Here is a 329-nt window from a genome sequence, read left to right as displayed (position 1 = left end):
ACGCGGCCGGCGCCGAGGATGCCGGCGCAGTTCATCGCCACGTTCAGGCCGCCGAGGAAATCGTGGGCCTGGTCGATGGCTGCCGAGACGGCCGCTTCATCGCTGACGTTGACGTTGATCGTCTGGTAGGTGGTGGAGTGGGTGCCGGCGCTGGCGAATGCGGTTTCCCAGTTCCAGTCGCCCCGGTTGCCACGCGCACCGGCCAGCACGCGGTAGCTCTTGCTCATCTTGCGGCCATCCAGGCCCGCCAGCGTTGCCACCTGCTCATCGATCACCACGTCCGGCAGCGGGAAGTACTCCTTGCCGTACACGTGGTTGAAGCGCTGGGC

The 329-nt window shown here is 66.9% G+C and carries 1 pseudogene; it reads right to left on the bottom strand.

From position 1 onward, the window contains the following. A pseudogene (locus ABGA94_RS12860) lies at nt 1-329 on the bottom strand (hypothetical protein); the annotation flags it as partial.

The organism is Stenotrophomonas sp. 3diitr2024, assembly GCF_042136455.1.
GTDB classification, from domain to species: Bacteria; Pseudomonadota; Gammaproteobacteria; order Xanthomonadales; family Xanthomonadaceae; genus Stenotrophomonas; species Stenotrophomonas sepilia.
The sequence above is the reverse complement of the archived record's forward strand: the minus strand, read 5'-3'. Positions and strand labels throughout refer to the sequence as shown.